Raw genomic sequence first — 980 nt, forward strand, 5'->3', positions numbered from 1 at the left:
ATAACGCCCCATTAAGAGGCAAAAAACAGCTTGCTATAATGCCTGAGGAACGAAGGACAGCAAGCTGTTTTTTGTCCTTTTGAATGGCTTGTTATATTTTTTGTTCTCCTATGCTAAAAACATTCGTTAATAAGCATATTTAGCTTCAGCCTTATTTGCTAATTGGCTACGCAAATTATCTTGATATGAAAAAGTATCAAATCCATTATCAAATGCTTTGGCATTTGGCCCATACGAACTATCTAGAAGCCCCTTTATATCAACAATGTCTTTAAAGTTTTCTTGGGTAACATCATATTTCCCCCAATATTTTCCTTTCCCATCATAACCACGGTCATATTCTTGACCTTTTATTAAAATATCAGGTAACTCTTTGACCAAATTAACGATATCTTCGTCTGCATTCAGTTTACTCTCAAGGTAGTTTTTTTCATCCTCAGTAATATTACCTGAAACAACTAATTTATCGTTACTATCAACAGAAAACCCCCACTCTTTTTTAGCTAATGATGGAGAAGATGCTTCTAACTCATTCATGAAATTTTCATATTTAGGTCGAAGTTGATTTAACTTATTTGGTAATTCACCAAATGATATTGTATTAGTCATTTTATCCAAAAGCTCAGATTCAGATTTATGTGCTGTGATACTTAGCGGTCTATCATAAGTGTTTTGATTTTGTGGGGTATGCTCATCTTTATGATAAGTATCATTAGCAAATTTTTGCGATTGCTGCTTATTCATTTTTTCACTTGAGTGGGTATCAGATAATTTCCCCGTATCAATAGGAGCTGATTTATTTTTTAGCTGTGCTGTTGCGGTATCTGTTAAAATATCATGAGTTATTTTCATACTAAATTCCATTTCCTATGAAAGATATATTATTAGTAAGATCTTTATCGGCCTATAACATCAAAACTTGATTGATTGTATCAATACACTTTTTAGTTAACGCCTATGTTTCTAAAAAATATAACGCC

At 32.4% G+C, this 980-nt stretch carries 1 protein-coding gene; it reads right to left on the reverse strand.

Going from position 1 to position 980, the window contains the following annotated elements; genetic code table 11:
• Positions 1–126 precede the first annotated feature (126 nt).
• On the reverse strand, positions 127–852 hold the full coding sequence (locus tag H4J65_RS00115) for a hypothetical protein (RefSeq protein WP_182193935.1): 726 nt from the start codon (positions 850–852) through the stop codon (positions 127–129).
• Positions 853–980 lie beyond the last annotated feature (128 nt).

The sequence above is a fragment of the Colwellia sp. MB02u-9 genome, from assembly GCF_014077085.1.
Classification (GTDB): domain Bacteria; phylum Pseudomonadota; class Gammaproteobacteria; order Enterobacterales; family Alteromonadaceae; genus Cognaticolwellia.